Below are 16,512 nucleotides of genomic sequence, written 5' to 3'. Positions count from 1 at the left end.
GCTCAGATTAACGTTTGTGGGTTATAAACTGCTTCCCAGAAGTATTTTCTATATTTTGACTTCATGAAAATAAAGCTACCTGGTGCCCTTCGTACACTGATCAAAACAACTCAGATCTGGAAGGAACATCATTTAATTCTTAGGGAATTTAAATATTTTCGAAGAATCGTCTTTCTAGCAATCCTCTTTGCTCTGATTGCAGCTGCCTTTGAAGGGGTAACGGTTGGATTTATTGCCTCCTTTCTACAAGGACTCACTAACCCTGAAGAGCCTCCTATTCAAACAGGAATTCAGTGGTTTGATACCATTTTTTTGGCAACCCAGGCTTCTGCAACAGAACGGATCTACAGACTGTCTGGTCTATTGCTGGTGGGAGTTTGGTTACGGGGTTGCTTTGATTATTTAAGCACTATCTATGCTAAGAAGTCCTCTTTGACTCTTGTCAATCGCTTACGTGGTCGAATTTTTGATCAGCTAGAAAGCTTGCGACTCAGCTACTACACCACCGTGAGTCCTGGAGCTTTGATGAGCACTATCCGGGGGGAAGTGAATCAGGTTCAGCAGGCATTTAATGTTCTTGCAACGTCTGTTGTCCAAGGCTCTAAGGTTTTGGCCTATCTAACGTCCATGTTGCTGTTATCCTGGCAGCTATTTTTAATCTCCACCCTTGTCTTTTCTCTAATCTCCGTTGGATTAACCTCTCTAACGGCCAAGGTGAGAGAGGCTAGCTTTGCAGTCCCGGCTGCTAACAAAGCCTTTACTAACCGAGCGCTTGCATTTATTAACGGCATCCGCACCGTTCACGCCTCAGGCACACAGGACTTTGAACGAAAGCGCTTTTATGCAGCTGCCCAGCAAATTCATGATTCTCAGCTTGCAGTCATTAATTTTTCCGCATTAGTAAGACCCTTAATTGAAGGTCTGGGCGTTACCCTCCTGGTGGGCATGGTTGTCATATCCTTTAGCTTACTCATTGCTAGGGGACAACTCAAAGCAGCAGAGCTACTGACATTCTTATTTGTACTGATTCGTACCACACCACTGGTTTCATCCTTAAACGGCATCCGTGTTGGTTTTCTCTCATCGCAAGGTGCCTTACATTCAGTCAATGACCTGCTCCGACGCGATGATAAGCCCTATTTCCAAGACGGCCATCAAGAATTTCATCGGTTAGAGCGCTCAATCGATTTTGTTTCGGTTGACTTCTCCTATAATCCTGGTGAGCCGATACTCCACGACATTACGCTCTCCATTAAGCGAGGAGAAACGACGGCACTGGTAGGTGCTTCGGGAGCTGGTAAGACTACGTTGGCAGATTTGATTCCACGTTTTTATGACCCTTCGCGCGGTCGAATTTTAATTGATGGCGTAGATCTAAACGAATTAAAAATAAATTCGTTTAGAAAGCGAATGGCTATCGTCAGCCAGGATACGTTTATCTTCAATACAACAGTGGCCGAAAACTTAGTGTACGGTGTTGAAAATGTTAGCGACACGGATATTATCGAAGCGGCGAAAGCATCTAATGCCCTGGAATTCATTCAAGAATTACCGAAGGGATTTGAAACGATCTTGGGTAATCGGGGTGTCCGATTATCAGGAGGACAGCGTCAGAGGATTGCGATCGCGCGTGCTCTGTTGCGAGATCCCGAAATTTTAATTCTGGATGAGGCAACAAGTGCTCTTGACTCATTAACTGAAAAACTGATTCAGGAATCAATCGAGAGGTTATCAAAAGGGCGCACTGTAATTGCTATTGCCCATCGACTATCAACAATCTCTAATGCGGATAAAGTTGTCGTCTTAGAGAAAGGGCGAATTGTAGAGCAAGGAAATTATCAGAGTTTACTCAAAGAGCGCGGCAAGCTTTGGAAATATCACCAAATGCAATTTGAAATAGGTAGCGCTAATTAAAGCGCTAATTAATCTGAAAGTTATCAATATTGGGAAATCAGCATGCATACCGTTAGTGAAGTAACTTATACAGAAAAAATTGTTTCAAAGTTAGTCAAGCGTTGTAGATCCGCTACTGTTGGCAAACCATTAGTGACCTTTTTTATAGCAGGAACACAAAAAGGAGGAACAACAGCTCTGCATGATTTTCTTACTAAACATCCAGAGATTTGTATGCCCTATTCCTTAAAGGAAGTGCATTTTTTCGACAATGATAGATTTTTTATAAATTTGCATTCTATTTTTCCAGCTTATCGAAAATATCATGCATTTTTCCAACCTTCGCCATCTACTAAAGTTGTTGGCGAAGCATGCCCTTGCTATATGTGGAATGAAAAAGCACCAGCAAGGATTCATACCTATAATCCAGATGCAAAAATCATTCTGTTGCTAAGAAACCCTATCACTAGAGCTTATTCCCATTGGAACATGGCAGCTTCCAGAGGTAACGAGCATAGAGATTTCTCTGAAGCAATTTTTACCGAACTTGATTATTCACGGGTCAAGACAGGAACGTCAAAAATGAAGAGATTTATCTCAGACCAAAATAGAACTTTTTCCTATCTTGATCGAAGCTTTTACTCATCCCAAATACGCCGCCTCCTTAGATTCTTCCCAAGGGATCAGATTTTGATTCTTTTATCAGAAGATCTACAGGAAAAACATAATGAGACACTGTCGCAGATATTTTCTTTTTTAGAAGTTGATGACACGGTTAAAATTGAGCCAAAAACAATTCATAAAAGGGAATATAAAATACCGCTAAAAGATAAACAGCTCCAAAGGCTCAAAATTCTTTTCGAACCTGAAATAAAAAGTCTTGAGTTATTAACTGAAAGAAATTTAGACCATTGGTTGAAATGTCCAGAAACTGTAAGTCGCTAAGATTTTATTGAAAATTAGTACGTTAGGAGTTTAACCCTATGAGTTTCGCATTTATTCTTCCTGTAATTCATCCTGATAGCGTTAAAGTAAGCAACTATGAGCATGTTGAAATAGTCCTTAAAAGGACATTAGAGTCATTACGGCGACAAACGTTTACTGATATAAAAATCATAGTTGTCTGCTGTAAAATTCCAGACTGGGCAAAAGACATTGGTGACAATATTTATTTTCTAGATGTAGCCGACTCTAAAACCTTTAAACCAGATCGAAATATTGCAAGGGTAGATATGGGTTTAAAGTTTATAGTAGGCATACTTTATGCTATCGAGAAATTCAAAGTAGACTTATTTATGCGCGTTGATGGTGATGACTATGTGAATAGTAATCTTGCTAAATATGCCATCAATTCATTAGATAAAACGCTGCAAAGTTCTACAGTAGATGGCTATATAATTAACAAGGGTCTTCAGATAGAAGTGAAGGTTAACTCAAACAATGAGATTGAATATGGAAATACATATTTCATCAGAAGATTCAACTCATCTTGTGGGACATGTCGCATATTTAAGCAAGCAACTTTACGTGCTAAGCTTCTAGAAATTCACTCAGATATATTTAGTAAATCAAGCCATTGGTTGGCAGCACACCAAGAAAGAACTGTTGCAATACCAACAGAAATGACGGACTGGCTAGATCAGATTTCAAAGGACCACTATGCAGAAGAATGGCATCCTGTAAATATTTTGGGGAGACATATTAATCAGTCGGAATATCTTAATTTTGAAAACTTCCCATTCTTAGGGGCGGCTAAGGCCTGTGGACATGGGAACCACGATGGTCCCCGTGAGGGAAAAATTCATCAAGATAAGATGATTGGAAAACTACCTAAAAGCATTTTAGAATCCACTTTTGGCATCAAAGATGTACCAGAAGCCTTCAGAATGGTTTTAAATTTCTATATGAGTACAATATTTCACTTACAGTCGAAGCTTAACTAACATCTACTTCAAGCATTAGTTTTAATAGAATTGATGCTTGAAATACTCTCTTATCTCTATATATTTTTTATCGCTAGGAAGCTCTAGCTAAATTGTATTCTAGTCAAAATAATTTCAACTAGCTAAGCTTCTAAGGCATTGATGAGAGACATTTATACAGTATAGGAATTCATTATGAAAAACGACCCTAAAGTAGCCATTATTTCTACCGTTAAAGGGACTCTAGAGGAATTAATTTTATTCATCAACTATCATTTGAATATAGGGATTGATAAAATTATTTTATTCTTCGATGATCCTAATGATAATTGCATCGATCACATACATTCAACATATAAAAATGTTCATGCAGTAACATGCACGGATGAATATTGGTTAAAAAAGTCTTCTCATAGACCTGAATTGCATACGGAGAGGCAGGTTATCAATGCTAATGAAGGTATAACTATTGCAAAAGAACTCGGCTGCAAATGGATTATACATATTGATAGAGATGAATTAATTTATTCATCCAAAAATTTCAAGTCTGTTTTAGATAATAGTGAATCAGATGTCATAAGATTATCAATACGCGAAGCTATTCCTGAAATTGAAAATTACAAAAATATCTTTGAACCTAGGATATTTAAAGTTCCTAACCCATCACCTCAAAAAGTAAAAGTAGCTAAGGTATTCGGCTGCAAATCTGTTTTCTATGGAAATAATTATTTCAAAGGTCATACAAGATCAAAAGTAGCTATCAAAATAACTTCAAAGATTCAAAAAATTGCAATTCATCAACCGCTTGAATATGACAAAGAAAATACAAGATTTACAGATACTCAAGAAATAAAGTTATTGCATTTTGATTCTATTGGCTTTCATGATTGGTATCAAAAATTTGCCAATAAGCCTGAGAACTTTTCTAAAAAACCAAATGTGAAAAGAGGAGCCCATAGAAAATTATTAATTCAAGAGTTTATGGATGCTCAATCCAAGGGGATTCAACATTTGCACTCTCTTTATAAAGAAAGCTATATGATTTCACAAAACAAGATTTTTATTCTATCTCTTTTGAAAATGGCAGAGAAAATTTCTATTAATCAAAAACTTTTTGAAACTCCATTTATATAAAAATGCCAAAATTAACCTGTTTAATCAGACTGTTCCATTACGTTAAAATTTGAGGGATAGAGTTATTTTGAAGTCAATTTACTCTTTCTAAATACAATTTTATGACTTAATCTCTTGATCATTAACATAAATGTTTTTTTGCTCAAGAGCGTAGTAAGCCTTCTAATTTCAATATAGGAATAAGGGCTATTTTAAATATACTTAATAGTATGGAGCTAACCTAGGAGAAATAAATTTTCTTTATTCATAAAGCAATTATCTGATTGTTTGATTCCTTACAAGAAAAAATACGGTTATCCATAAAACCAACGAATCATTATGCTCCTTTCCAAAGACAAGCCCCCAATCCTGATAGTTGGCTTACCCAGAAGTGGAACAACGTGGTTGGCTTCTGTATTGAATACAAGCAAGAATATAAAACTTTTTCATGAACCATTTAATATGGATCATGTCTCTGAAGCCTCCCCTCATTGGCTCAAATACCTCCGTGCAGACGACAATGATCTTGCATTTAAGCATTTTTGTCAAAAGGTGTTCTCTGGCAAAAGCAATCATCCTTATATTAAGTGCAAGCTGACTGGACATTATAGTCGTCTAAAAAAAAGACTCAGTTGGTTGCCTGGTCGAGTCATCGTGAAAGATGTTCATTCTTGCGCAGCATTAGATTGGATCGATCACAATATCGCGCCTCAGATTGTTATCATCACTCGCCACCCCTGTGGTTTGGCTTCTAGTTGGTTAAGAACCTTTAAATCCTCCCAAAATAATGGACGTGGTAGAGCTCTGAATAGATTGTTAGCGCAGCCAAAATTACTCGAAGACTACTTGCACCCTTTTGAGGATGACTTACGCAATAGCGATACTTTCTTTGACAATATAGCTCTTTATTGGGGGGCAATCTATTACATTTTACATAAACAATATCAAACCCATCCAAATTGGATATTTATTACCCATGAGGAGCTGTGTAGAGATCCCATAAAAGAGTACAAAGAACTCTTCAAGAAATTAAACCTTGAATGGACTTCTAAAACAGATCAAATTCTTGCGACATCTACTGTTGCCGATAGTGGCAGTTCTTATTCACCAATGCGTGTATCTGCTAATGAACCTAGTAAGTGGTTAAAGCAATTAACCCCTGAACAGATTGAGATAATACAGAAAAAAACTAGTCTTTTCAAGCTTCCTTTTTACTCAAAAGGATAGGGATATGCGATTTGAGATAAGTTAGTTGATATAAAAAGATATCGCTTAATTCAGTTATAAGCTTTTATTTATTCTCTTAGAGCATATGACGATTAAATGCCTGTTCAGTGAGGGAGTCATCCATGGCCATATTATGTAAATCATATAAACTCCTATTTATAATGACACCTAGAACAGCATGCTCAGCGATAGGGCAAGTTTTAATCAATGAGCTTGGTGGTCATTTCTTCCCAGAGAAAGATATTTTTGATGTTAATGGAAATCGAATTGTTCGTCATAAACATTGCACGCTTAATGACCTGATTACTAACAATTTAATTTCAGAAACTGAACTTGCGTCTCTCTTTGTTTTTGCAGGTGTCCGAAATCCATTTGATAGCCTAGCATCACTGTATATTAAAAAACGCACTAAGTATAAGGCACTTCCTTCAGACCCAAATTCTTGGGTCCACAAACAGCCTGGGTATTTAGATGATTTAATCTTTTGCCAAAATCACTCTTTTGATGAGTGGATCTATAAAAAATATTCTATTCCCATATTTAAAAAGCTTTTAGGAAAAGGTAGAAAATCATTATTCGAACCATATACCTACAGAACTAATGCAATTATCAGATTTGAGAATTTGCAAGATGATTTTCAAACTGCGTTAATGCGGTTTGAAATAGAGCGAGAAATACTCATTCCTCGTTTTAATATAACTCCTAAAAAGAAAAATTATCGTGATTATTACTCAAAAAAGTCACAAAAACTTATTGAGTATGTATTTCAGAGAGATTTAGAGCGCTTTGGCTATACATTTTAGGACTGGTTCAAATCATCAAGACTCAGTCCTGAACTAAAGCTATTGAGTATGAAAAACTTTAGTGAAGTTACTACCAGTAAGATGACCTCTATCCCCCATGACATGGTTGAGCCAATTCGCTGGTTTAACCTGCTAGTTTGGGCTCGACAAACCGTATCCGTCGACCGTAAAAACTATTACAAAAAAAAGCGACCCGTATCTACTACCAGACTATGGCATTGGGTTTTTCCCAATCTGAGTCGTCCTATTTTTATTGTAGGTTCTCCTCGCTCTGGTACCACATTTTTAGGCTCATGTATTGGCCAACTGCCGGAGCTTTCCTATCATTTTGAGCCAGTCGCTACTAAATCAGCCGCTCGCTATATTCATACCCAGGCGTGGAGCTTTGACAAGGCTAAATTTTTCTATCAACTCGTTTACGCATGGCTAATGCGACTGCATGGAGATGGTGATTTACGCTTTGCCGAAAAAACCCCCCGTAATTGCTTTTTAATCGACTTTCTCTATCAAGCATTTCCCGACGCCCAGTTTATTCACATTATTCGTGATGGCAGAGATGCCGCGCTCTCCCATAGCAAAAAGCCATGGCTACAAGCCGCTTCGGCCAACTCTGACAAACGAGAGTCTAGCGGCTATCGCCATGGTCCCTATGCTCGCTTCTGGGTAGAACCTGAACGTGTGAAGGAGTTTGAAAGCACTAGTGATATTCATCGTTGTATTTGGGCCTGGCGACGTCATGTCAGCAGTATTCTTGAGCAGGCCCAAGCATTACCAGCTGATCAATACTATGAACTACGCTATGAAGACCTGGTTAGTCAGCCTCAGCAGGCGGCACAAAAGCTACTTAACTACTTAGGAATTGAGAGTTCAGTCTCTAGCCAAACGCTCTACGAGGCATTCTCACAAGCTAAAGCAACATCCGTTGGCGGTTGGGAAAGGGAGTTTGCTGAAGAACAACACCAACAGGTTAATCAAGAGGCAGGCTCTCTACTCCGGCAGTTGGGATATGCTCACTAGCGCCATGAAAGATAGCAAACCTATGCAGACCCTAAATCCTATTTTTTTGGTGGGGTGTCCGCGCTCTGGTACCACGCTGCTACAGCAGATGTTGGATGCTCATCCAGACGTTGCGATCGCACCTGAAACCCATTTCATCCGAAATTTTTGGTTAAAGCGGGAGCACTATGGTGACCTAGCAGAAGATGCCAATTACCAAGTCTTGCTTCACGCCATTGCCGACATCCCCGAATTTGCGGAGATGGAGCTAGATCTGTCAGCTTTTCAGGATGCTGCACAAACACTCGATAGAAGTTATGCTGCACTGTTCACGTTGTTGCTGGAGCAGTTTCGACAAGGTCGCAATACCCAGATCGTAGGAGAAAAAACCCCTAACCATCTGCTCTATATGCAGACCCTACAGACCTTCTTTCCAAAAGCTCGTTTTATTCACATAATACGAGATCCTAGAGCTGTCATTAATTCTTGGAAGACGGTGCCATGGAGTACAGGTAGTGTTGGGGGTGACGCTGAAGTCTGGCGGAGATATATGGCCACAGCTCGTCAGTCGCCACCCGATAATGGTGCTATTTTTACATTGCATTATGAGCAACTAATCTCAGCGTCAGAAGATTGTCTTAAAAAGCTGTGCAACTTTTTAGAGTTATCGTTTGATGCCAGTATGTTGGACTATCACACCCAACAATCCAAGCGAGTCAATGTCAACCGTGAACCTTGGAAAGGAAATGCCGTTAGACCCGTCAATAACAAATCCTTAAACCGCTGGCAAACCGAGCTATCCACCCTAGAAATTGCCACCATTGAAGCGGTTGCCAGCAGCGAGATGTGCCAACTTGGATATAAGACGCAATCTGCCAGTTGGCCGCTCTTAAAAGCGAACGCCCAAAAACATACTCAGCAAAAGTTAAAGCTTGCCAAACGCTATATAAACAAGCTAGTAAAACTATGAATATCGGTTACTTACATGTAGGCCCTCAAGAACATGGCCTACATCGCTATGGTCGGCTCATTGCTGAGGAAGCCAAAACACGACCCAATGACTCTGTTATTGAAACCAGTGCGGCTTTAGACAAAGCCTGGTGGCAGAACCTGCTAACGTTGCATCAAGCTGCTCAAAAACTGGCCGATGCAGATATCGTTCACTTTCAATATAACAAGGCCATCTGGGGGAAAACACTAAGTGTGTTAAACCTCTTTATTTTTGCCCTCAGCTGCAAAGCTGTCTTAGTTGTAACCTTACACGATGTTTACTGGGAACAAGTCCCCTTTCAATGGTCTAAACTGGCCTTTTATTTTAAGGCCATGTATGGGCCCAAAGCACTAGCGATTCGGTTTTTGATCCATCGTATGGGTAAAGTCTTTGTTTGTACCCAACAGGAATTTGACAGACTGGTATCTGTATCTAACTTGCAAATTAAGGCTCAAGAAAAGGTCAAAATAATCCCTCACTTTGTGGAAACAAGGGATATTCAAATCAATCCTGAAGAGGTTCGGCAGTCTTTAGACCTTAAAAATAAGAGGATCATTACACTGCTAGGGTGGATTCATCCCCGCAAAGGCCATCGACTTGTGGTGGAAACTCTCCCTAAACTTCCCTCAGATGTGATGGTCGTTTTTGCAGGACAAAATAGTGAAGGTAGTGGTGGCGAACAGTTTTTGCAAGAACTCACCCAATTAGCGGAAACTCTCAAGGTCGCTGATCGGCTAAAAATCACAGGCTATCTATCCGAAAAAGAACTAGAAGAATATCTTATGGTTACAGACGTTGCCGTCTGTCCATTTATGAAGTGCTCTGCCTCCGGTTCACTATCTACCTGGATATCGATTTCACACCCAAAGGTAGCCGCCTATAAGCTCCCTCAAATTGAAGGATACAACAGCATTTCACCGGGTTCAATCCATACCTTTGAGCCTTACACTGCCAGCTCTCTGGCCATGCTTCTGAGCAATCTTCTATCTCAATCGAAAGAGTCTAACAATACAGCTATCGATCATTTACGTAGCCAGTTGCAGATTCGCACTATTGTTGAAGATCATACCCAACATTACGCCCAAGTAATTCATCGTTCCAACTCTTTCAATTCTAAATGCAATAGCTCTAAACAGTCCTTTCAAAATTTGTAACTACTTGTCAGTTAACTACTTAAACACTTTTCTTAGATCTTACTTCCACAATCGTTTTTCCAATAGCTATGCAGAATTTACTTTATTTTTCTCCACTTCAGACCAATCAAATGAAGTCAAAGATTTTCTTCCTTCATATTCCAAAATGTGGTGGAACATCCATGGATGAAGCAATTCGAAAAAGCTTTGGATTTTTCGGTAAGAAAAGAACATTCCAATTAAGTGCCCATGCTTCTTTGAAAGGGGCGACAATTGCCAACAAAAATCTAATGGACTTTCGGGAAGACATTCTACTTTACAGCATGTCTAATCATAACTATCAGTATATTGCAGGTCATTTTAGATATAGTGACAAGGTCTATAAAGAATTTGGCCAAGACTGGGATTTTATGACAATATTGCGACATCCTGTTAAAAAATGGATATCTCAATACTTCTTTAATAGAAGCAAAAAAGATAACCACTTCAGCATTGATTCTGACTTGGAAAGTTTTGTAGATTCAGAAGCAGGAAAAAAGCTAGGTAGTGATTATGTACAGAAGTTGACGGATAAAAATCTGGGTTTAGATCCTACCTCTGAGGATGCGATCTCAATTGCAGCAGAAAACTTGTCTAATTTTTCTCTAGTAGGCTTTCTGGAAGATTTAAATGGCTTTACTCAAACTTATAAGGATGTATTTGGTGTTAGTCTAAAAATTGAAAATAAAAACTCAAATCCTGTTTCAAAATCACAACAAAGATCTCAGATTTCTAGTCAACTAAGAAATAAAATTGAAGAAATCTGCCAACCAGATATTAAATTGTACAAATTAGCTGCAAAACAATGGAATTCAAAGGTGTTAGATGTATTTTGAGCTTTCTAAATGATTCTCAATCTATACACTTTTCTTCATCGTAGTGTAGGTTTCATTTTAACTTGGCTTGAGGAACTAGGAGGTTTAAAGTATATGCTTGGAGCATTTACAAAAAATAAGTCATTGACTCAGACTGACCAAGAAGGGGCTGCCGAGAATAGTCTTGGTCAAAATATCCAAGCATCTAATCAATACCAGGATAGTCTTAACGTGATTATTGCCCCCTGGTATACTGACAACCCGTATCAACAGAAATTAGCTGATCAGTTAACCCAAAAAGGGCACAAGGTCACAGGCGTTAGCTGCAGCACATCGAGCTTACTCAAAACAGTTAACAATAATCAGGCAGATGTTCTACATTTACATTGGCTACATCATTTCTTTTTAGAGGAAGAAAGTGGCTTTAGAGCCGTTTTGAAGCTTTCCCTATTTATTGTTCAGCTATTTATTCTTAGATTTTCTAAAGTTAATATTGTTTGGACAATTCACAACCTGAAAAATCATCAGAATAAATATCTATTACTCGATAATATCGCTTCATTTTTAGTTGCCCACATTGTTCATAAGTTAATTGTCCATAGTGAGACAGCTAAAACAGAGGTCGCCCAAAAATTTTGCTTAACCAATCAGCAACGTATCCATGTGTTACCCCATGCCAATTACATTGGCAGCTATCCCAATACCACAACACGTCAAGACGCTAGACGATCGCTAAATCTGCCAGAGTCAGGGTTAGTCCTATTGTTCTTGGGAACGATTCATCCCTATAAAGGTGTGGCAGATCTGTTGCAGGCCTTCAAAAAACTGAATTCAACCAATACATACCTCGTCATTGCAGGTAAAGTTAAGGATCAAGGACTAGCAGACGAATTAACAACTGCTGCTAAAAACGATGCTCACGTTCGATACTTACCAGGGTTTATCCCCGATGAACAGTTGCAGATCTACATGAATGCGGCTAATACCATTGTGTTTCCCTACCGAGAATTTTTAACATCTGGCGCTGTTATTTTAGCGATGTCTTTTGGAAAAGCCTGCATTGCACCTCGTAGAGGACATATCGGAGAGGTTTTAGACGACGTTGGCGCATTTTTGTATGATCCAGATTTACCAGACGGACTGCTTCAGGCATTGCATGCATCTATGCAACCTCCAGAACAACTCGATAAAATGGGTCAACACAACTATCAGGTTGCGAGTCACTGGACTTGGGACATGATCACTGAAAAAACCCTTGCGGTCTACCAATAATATCTGGAATTAGAGGCGCAATAGCCGTAGAAAGAATTTGATTACGACTTGTTCCCAGGAGAATCTATATCCCCTTAGGCTTTCAGATAAAACTATGGCTGAAAATGTTCACAAGATGCCGTTTGTCTCTATTATTATTCCTGTTTTTAATGACAACAGGTCATTACGCATTTGTTTGGATGCACTTAATACTCAAACATATCCAAAAGACAAATACGAAGTTATCGTCATTGATAACAACTCACAAGAAATTGTTAGCGATGTGACCAATGACTTTGAGCAGGTCACATTAGCGCACGAATCTCGGCCTGGTTCGTATATCGCACGTAACCAAGGACTTTCATTAGCTAAGGGCAATGTCATTGCTTTCACAGATGCAGACTGTGTTCCTACACCAACATGGCTAGAGAATGGAGTAGCAGCTCTGCTAAGCGAGCCAAATGTTGGCTTAGTTGCTGGTCATATTGATCTGTTTGCCGAAGATCCTGATAATCCTAACCCCTTTGAACTTTATGAAATGCTCGCCCTGGGGTTTCCACAGGATCAATTTTTAGAGAATGGCCAGTTTGGTGTCACCGCCAATCTATTTACATTTAGCCATGTTATCGAGGCCGTAGGTGACTTTGATAAAACACTCAAATCTGGCGGGGATAAGCAATGGGGACAACGGGTCTTTAAGGCTGGTTATAAACAGCTTTATGGCAAAGATGCCTGTGTAAAACATCCCACTAGAAATACCTGGGATGATCTTTATAAGCGTTGCACTCGAATTATGGGCGGTCGTTATGATGCCATCAAGACCAGCAAAACAACACAGCTTGCTTTGCTAATTGACTTTATTAGCTTTCTCAAACCGCCTGTCCGATTTTTTATACGTACCTGGCAAGACAAACGGCTACGGACTCCCCGTCAAAAATTCCAATTTACAACAGTAATGTTGCGTCTCAGAGGAGCAGCGATCAAAGAAAGAATGAGACTACAGTTTGGTGGTGGGATATCTGAACGCGGCTAATTTTCAACCAAAATGAGATCGCATTATGACCAGTTTTACTGTCCCTTTGAATAATGTATAGAGCAGTTGATATTGATCATGAGTGAATATAACCCCTTAGTTAGCATACTCATCAATAACTATAACTATGGTTCATTTGTGAGTCAGTCGATTGACAGTGCTCTCCATCAGACCTATTCAAATGTCGAAGTTATTGTCGTGGACGATGGCTCTAAGGACAACTCTCCAGAGGTTATTCGCAGCTATGGAGATAACGTGATAGCAGTCCTTAAGGAGAATGGTGGTCAAGCCTCGGCTTTAAATGCAGGATTTGCCAGAAGTAGTGGAGAGATTATTTGTCTACTAGATGCAGATGACCTGTATCTGCCTAATAAAGTTGCAGACGTCGTTAAGGTATTTAGAAAAGATAACAAGACTGACTGGTTTTTCCATCGGTCAACCCCCTATCGCTCTGATCAACTCGTCAATAATCGACTGACAGATTACTTTCAAGAGGTCAATCAAAATAATACGACTGAAGATCCTAGAAAAATTGACTTTAGAAATGAGCTCAAAAGTGGTAAAGCTCCTGACTTTGCCCCGGCAACATCTAATATCTGTTTATCTAGAACCTTAGCTGAAAAAATTTTTCCAATGCCTGAAGTTCGTGGTAAATCGGGTGTTGCTATTTCAGATTTATATATAAAACTCTTAGCAGTTGGGCTAGGCACAGGTTATCAGACAGAAAGAAACCTATGTATTTTTAGGCTGCACAATAATATTTTTTCAGAAACCGACTTTACCAATAAACGGAAAATTGGAGCTGAGATATCTATTGCCACTGGCTATTGGATTAGAGCTAAAGGTCCTGACTTTGAGAGCCTGAGTAATAAGCTTCTAGCCAAAGGGGTTAGTCTCAAGAAAAAAAGTCAGGTCAATGATCAGAGCTTTAGCAAGTTAATCGAAGACTATTTTTCCCAAAGTAACTTGTTAGAAAAAATAAAACTAAATTTTATGGTTACCTATTATCTTTTAAAGCTCTCCTTCGTGAAGATGGTTTAAAGGATATTTTTTGTTTAAATTAAATGAATTGAAAATAAGGACTAACGTTATGAATATGCCAAATTTTCTGATTATTGGTTCTGCCAAAGCTGGCACTAGTTCACTCCATTATTATTTAAGACAGCACCCGCAGATTTTTATGCCCTTCTCAAAGGAGCCTAAATTTTTTGCTTTGGAAGGAGAAGAAATCAACTTTCAAAACCCCGACAAGGGCATTAATCTATACTCTATAAATAATCTAGAAGACTATCAAAAGCTGTTCGAAGACGTAACTGATGAGATTGCCATTGGCGAAGCATCTCCTATCTATTTGTATAGCGAAAAGGCTGCCGATCGAATCAAACACTACATTCCCGATGTCAAGATGATCGTTATCTTACGACATCCGGTCGATAGAGCCTTTTCCTGCTACACCCACTTAAAACGTGAGGACTATGAACCCTTATCTTTTGAAGAAGGGCTCAAGGCAGAACCATCAAGAATTGCTAACAATTGGTCTCATCTGTGGCATTATCAAACAGCTGGATATTACCATGCACAACTTAAGCCGTACTTTGAACGGTTTGATGAGAAACAATTCAAAATCTATCTTTTTGAGGATTTATGCCGTGATTCTCTGGGTATTTTGAGGGATATTTTTGAGTTTTTAGGTGTTGATCCCGATTTTAATCCGGATATGACTAAACAGAATGTATCTGGGATGCCTAAAAGCATGCTGCTACAGAAGTTCTTCTCCAGGGATAATGTTTTAAGATCAACTATTCAGACCATTGTTCCTGAAGATTTACGACACAACGCTGCCAAGCGCATCAAGCAGTGGAACATTGGGAAGAAACCTGAATTACTGCCTCAGACGCGGCAACAACTTACTGCTATTTACCGCGACGATATTCTAAAGCTACAGGACCTGATAGATAGGGATCTATCTACATGGTTGAAGTAGGTGAGGTGTCCCATAAATTCTATTATAGGAATCGGATATGAGTAGTAAATCGCTGGTTAGCATTATTATTAACAACTATAATTATGAAAAATTTGTCAAAAAAGCGATCGACAGTGCGTTGAGTCAAACCTATGACAATATTGAAGTCATTGTGGTAGATGATGGCTCTACAGATAACTCAAAAGACTTGATCCAGCAGTATGATTCACGTGTCAAAACTATCTTTAAAGAAAATGGTGGACAGGCTTCAGCCTTAAATGCTGGCTTTTTTGCTAGCCAGGGCGATATCATCATTTTTCTTGATTCAGATGACTATCTTTTTGACAATGCTGTTGAAGAAGTCATGGAGCATTGGCGAGATGATCTATCTAAGCTTCATTACAGGCTAGGCGTTGTAGACAGTGAGAATAACTCGCTAGACTATACCTATCCTAGGAACGCTAAGTTGGCCATTGGCGATGTCTATAAGACACTTCTTTCAAAAACAACCTATGCTACCGTTCCTACGTCTGGTAATGCTATTAGTCGAAAAGCACTAACCGAAATTTTTCCCATCCCAGAAGATGATTTTAAGTTAGCTGCTGATAATTATTTAACAACACTCGTTCCCTTTTATGGTTCGGTGGCTTCCATCGAAACTGCGTTAGCAGGCTACAGAATACATCAAAACAATAGGTGGGTTTCTGCCACATTTGATGAAGGGAAACTGGGCAAATACGTACAGCATGATTTACTAAGGGATAGACTCTTAATAGAAAAGGCAGAACAGTTTGGTTACGAGATGCCAAAGGACTTTGAGCTAAGATTTTTTGGACGTCTCTGGTCTCGCCTAGCGTCATTGCGTTTGAATTTTAGCAATCATCCTATTCCATCAGATAATCGTCTCAATCTAACTTTTTCTGGTTTGATTTCGCTTTGGAAATACTCAGATTTAACACCGCTCAGACGGGCAATTTATAGCGTATGGTTTGTTTGGGTCGGTATCATGCCGCTATCATTAGCTAGGCCAGCAGTGATCTGGTTATTTTCACCTCAGGCAAGACCTAAACTCCTCAAGATGATGGTATCGAATTGAGCAAAGACTCTTGGCACTCAGCTCTCAGATTGAGCCGTTATCCCGGATGAGTCCGGATCTATTGCTAATATTACCGAAAGTGATGTTACAGGTTGGCTAACACCACCATTACATGCTGAATGATTGACAAGTTGCATCAAGAATGCAATTCAAAATTCAGAAAAGATATCCCTACAAGGGGCTCACCGTTAAACAAGTGCCTAAGCAAGCTAAATGAGAAGAGATAGGTCAAACTAT

General features: G+C 39.2%; 15 protein-coding genes. All 15 read left to right on the top strand.

The annotated features are described in order from the left end of the window. The first annotated feature begins 63 nt into the window (after nt 1-63). The 15 genes from hepA to SPB21_RS30995 all read left to right on the top strand — a co-directional run bounded on the left by hepA (nt 64) and on the right by SPB21_RS30995 (nt 16,275). Nucleotides 64-1,914 (top strand): heterocyst formation ABC transporter subunit HepA, encoded by a 1,851-nt coding sequence (gene hepA, locus SPB21_RS31065; protein ID WP_163669947.1) that lies wholly within the window; start codon nt 64-66, stop codon nt 1,912-1,914. Nucleotides 1,915-1,956: 42 nt separating this feature from the next. Further along, complete coding sequence (locus tag SPB21_RS31060; RefSeq protein WP_163669949.1) at nt 1,957-2,838, top strand: sulfotransferase family protein; 882 nt, start codon at nt 1,957-1,959, stop codon at nt 2,836-2,838. A 38-nt stretch (nt 2,839-2,876) separates the two neighbouring features. Continuing rightward, the gene (locus SPB21_RS31055; protein ID WP_163669951.1) at nt 2,877-3,836 is read left to right on the top strand and encodes a glycosyltransferase family A protein; all 960 of its coding nucleotides are present in this window, start codon (nt 2,877-2,879) and stop codon (nt 3,834-3,836) included. Between the two features lie 174 nt (nt 3,837-4,010). Continuing rightward, entirely contained in the window at nt 4,011-4,949 is a 939-nt protein-coding gene (locus SPB21_RS31050) for a glycosyltransferase family 92 protein (RefSeq protein WP_499868940.1), read from the top strand. A 318-nt stretch (nt 4,950-5,267) separates the two neighbouring features. Then, nucleotides 5,268-6,155, top strand: a complete 888-nt coding sequence (locus tag SPB21_RS31045) for a sulfotransferase (protein ID WP_163669955.1) — start codon at nt 5,268-5,270, stop codon at nt 6,153-6,155. Between the two features lie 122 nt (nt 6,156-6,277). Further along, complete coding sequence (locus SPB21_RS31040) at nt 6,278-6,958, top strand: sulfotransferase family 2 domain-containing protein (protein WP_163669957.1); 681 nt, start codon at nt 6,278-6,280, stop codon at nt 6,956-6,958. Between the two features lie 48 nt (nt 6,959-7,006). Continuing rightward, nucleotides 7,007-7,975 carry a sulfotransferase family protein gene (locus SPB21_RS31035; protein ID WP_499868938.1) on the top strand — a complete coding sequence of 323 codons (969 nt, stop codon included), beginning with the start codon at nt 7,007-7,009 and terminating at the stop codon, nt 7,973-7,975. Between the two features lie 4 nt (nt 7,976-7,979). After that, on the top strand, nt 7,980-8,924 hold the full coding sequence (locus tag SPB21_RS31030; RefSeq protein WP_499868937.1) for a sulfotransferase family protein: 945 nt from the start codon (nt 7,980-7,982) through the stop codon (nt 8,922-8,924). Next, complete coding sequence (locus SPB21_RS31025; protein ID WP_499868935.1) at nt 8,921-10,099, top strand: glycosyltransferase family 4 protein; 1,179 nt, start codon at nt 8,921-8,923, stop codon at nt 10,097-10,099. Before SPB21_RS31030 ends, SPB21_RS31025 begins: the two co-directional genes overlap by 4 nt. A gap of 68 nt (nt 10,100-10,167) precedes the next feature. After that, nucleotides 10,168-10,953: a sulfotransferase family 2 domain-containing protein gene (locus tag SPB21_RS31020; RefSeq protein ID WP_163669965.1), complete on the top strand. Its 786-nt coding sequence runs from the start codon at nt 10,168-10,170 to the stop codon at nt 10,951-10,953. Nucleotides 10,954-11,046: 93 nt separating this feature from the next. Beyond that, nucleotides 11,047-12,204 (top strand): glycosyltransferase family 4 protein, encoded by a 1,158-nt coding sequence (locus SPB21_RS31015; RefSeq protein ID WP_499868934.1) that lies wholly within the window; start codon nt 11,047-11,049, stop codon nt 12,202-12,204. A 94-nt stretch (nt 12,205-12,298) separates the two neighbouring features. After that, entirely contained in the window at nt 12,299-13,216 is a 918-nt protein-coding gene (locus SPB21_RS31010) for a glycosyltransferase family 2 protein (protein WP_499868933.1), read from the top strand. Between the two features lie 78 nt (nt 13,217-13,294). After that, nucleotides 13,295-14,257 carry a glycosyltransferase family 2 protein gene (locus SPB21_RS31005; RefSeq protein ID WP_499868931.1) on the top strand — a complete coding sequence of 321 codons (963 nt, stop codon included), beginning with the start codon at nt 13,295-13,297 and terminating at the stop codon, nt 14,255-14,257. A 49-nt stretch (nt 14,258-14,306) separates the two neighbouring features. Further along, nucleotides 14,307-15,200, top strand: a complete 894-nt coding sequence (locus SPB21_RS31000; RefSeq protein WP_499868929.1) for a sulfotransferase family protein — start codon at nt 14,307-14,309, stop codon at nt 15,198-15,200. 37 nt (nt 15,201-15,237) lie between these two features. Continuing rightward, nucleotides 15,238-16,275 (top strand): glycosyltransferase family 2 protein, encoded by a 1,038-nt coding sequence (locus SPB21_RS30995; protein WP_163669972.1) that lies wholly within the window; start codon nt 15,238-15,240, stop codon nt 16,273-16,275. Nucleotides 16,276-16,512: the final 237 nt, after the last annotated feature.

It is taken from the genome of Leptothoe sp. ISB3NOV94-8A, assembly GCF_043421595.1.
GTDB classification, from domain to species: Bacteria; Cyanobacteriota; Cyanobacteriia; order Phormidesmidales; family Phormidesmidaceae; genus Leptothoe; species Leptothoe turfae.
Note: the sequence above shows the minus strand (reverse complement) of the source record. Positions and strands in the feature narration are given on the sequence as shown.

Bases quoted from the DNA above. Each gene is read 5' to 3' on its own strand.
- hepA (WP_163669947.1), top strand. From the start codon at position 64: ATGAAAATAAAGCTACCTGGTGCCCTTCGTACACTGATCAAAACAACT.
- SPB21_RS31050 (WP_499868940.1), top strand. From the start codon at position 4,011: ATGAAAAACGACCCTAAAGTAGCCATTATTTCTACCGTTAAAGGGACT.
- SPB21_RS31040 (WP_163669957.1), top strand. From the start codon at position 6,278: ATGGCCATATTATGTAAATCATATAAACTCCTATTTATAATGACACCT.
- SPB21_RS31010 (WP_499868933.1), top strand. From the start codon at position 12,299: ATGGCTGAAAATGTTCACAAGATGCCGTTTGTCTCTATTATTATTCCT.
- SPB21_RS31015 (WP_499868934.1), top strand. From the start codon at position 11,047: ATGCTTGGAGCATTTACAAAAAATAAGTCATTGACTCAGACTGACCAA.
- SPB21_RS31030 (WP_499868937.1), top strand. From the start codon at position 7,980: ATGAAAGATAGCAAACCTATGCAGACCCTAAATCCTATTTTTTTGGTG.
- SPB21_RS31000 (WP_499868929.1), top strand. From the start codon at position 14,307: ATGAATATGCCAAATTTTCTGATTATTGGTTCTGCCAAAGCTGGCACT.
- SPB21_RS31035 (WP_499868938.1), top strand. From the start codon at position 7,007: ATGAAAAACTTTAGTGAAGTTACTACCAGTAAGATGACCTCTATCCCC.
- SPB21_RS31045 (WP_163669955.1), top strand. From the start codon at position 5,268: ATGCTCCTTTCCAAAGACAAGCCCCCAATCCTGATAGTTGGCTTACCC.
- SPB21_RS31025 (WP_499868935.1), top strand. From the start codon at position 8,921: ATGAATATCGGTTACTTACATGTAGGCCCTCAAGAACATGGCCTACAT.
- SPB21_RS31005 (WP_499868931.1), top strand. From the start codon at position 13,295: ATGAGTGAATATAACCCCTTAGTTAGCATACTCATCAATAACTATAAC.
- SPB21_RS31020 (WP_163669965.1), top strand. From the start codon at position 10,168: ATGCAGAATTTACTTTATTTTTCTCCACTTCAGACCAATCAAATGAAG.
- SPB21_RS30995 (WP_163669972.1), top strand. From the start codon at position 15,238: ATGAGTAGTAAATCGCTGGTTAGCATTATTATTAACAACTATAATTAT.
- SPB21_RS31055 (WP_163669951.1), top strand. From the start codon at position 2,877: ATGAGTTTCGCATTTATTCTTCCTGTAATTCATCCTGATAGCGTTAAA.
- SPB21_RS31060 (WP_163669949.1), top strand. From the start codon at position 1,957: ATGCATACCGTTAGTGAAGTAACTTATACAGAAAAAATTGTTTCAAAG.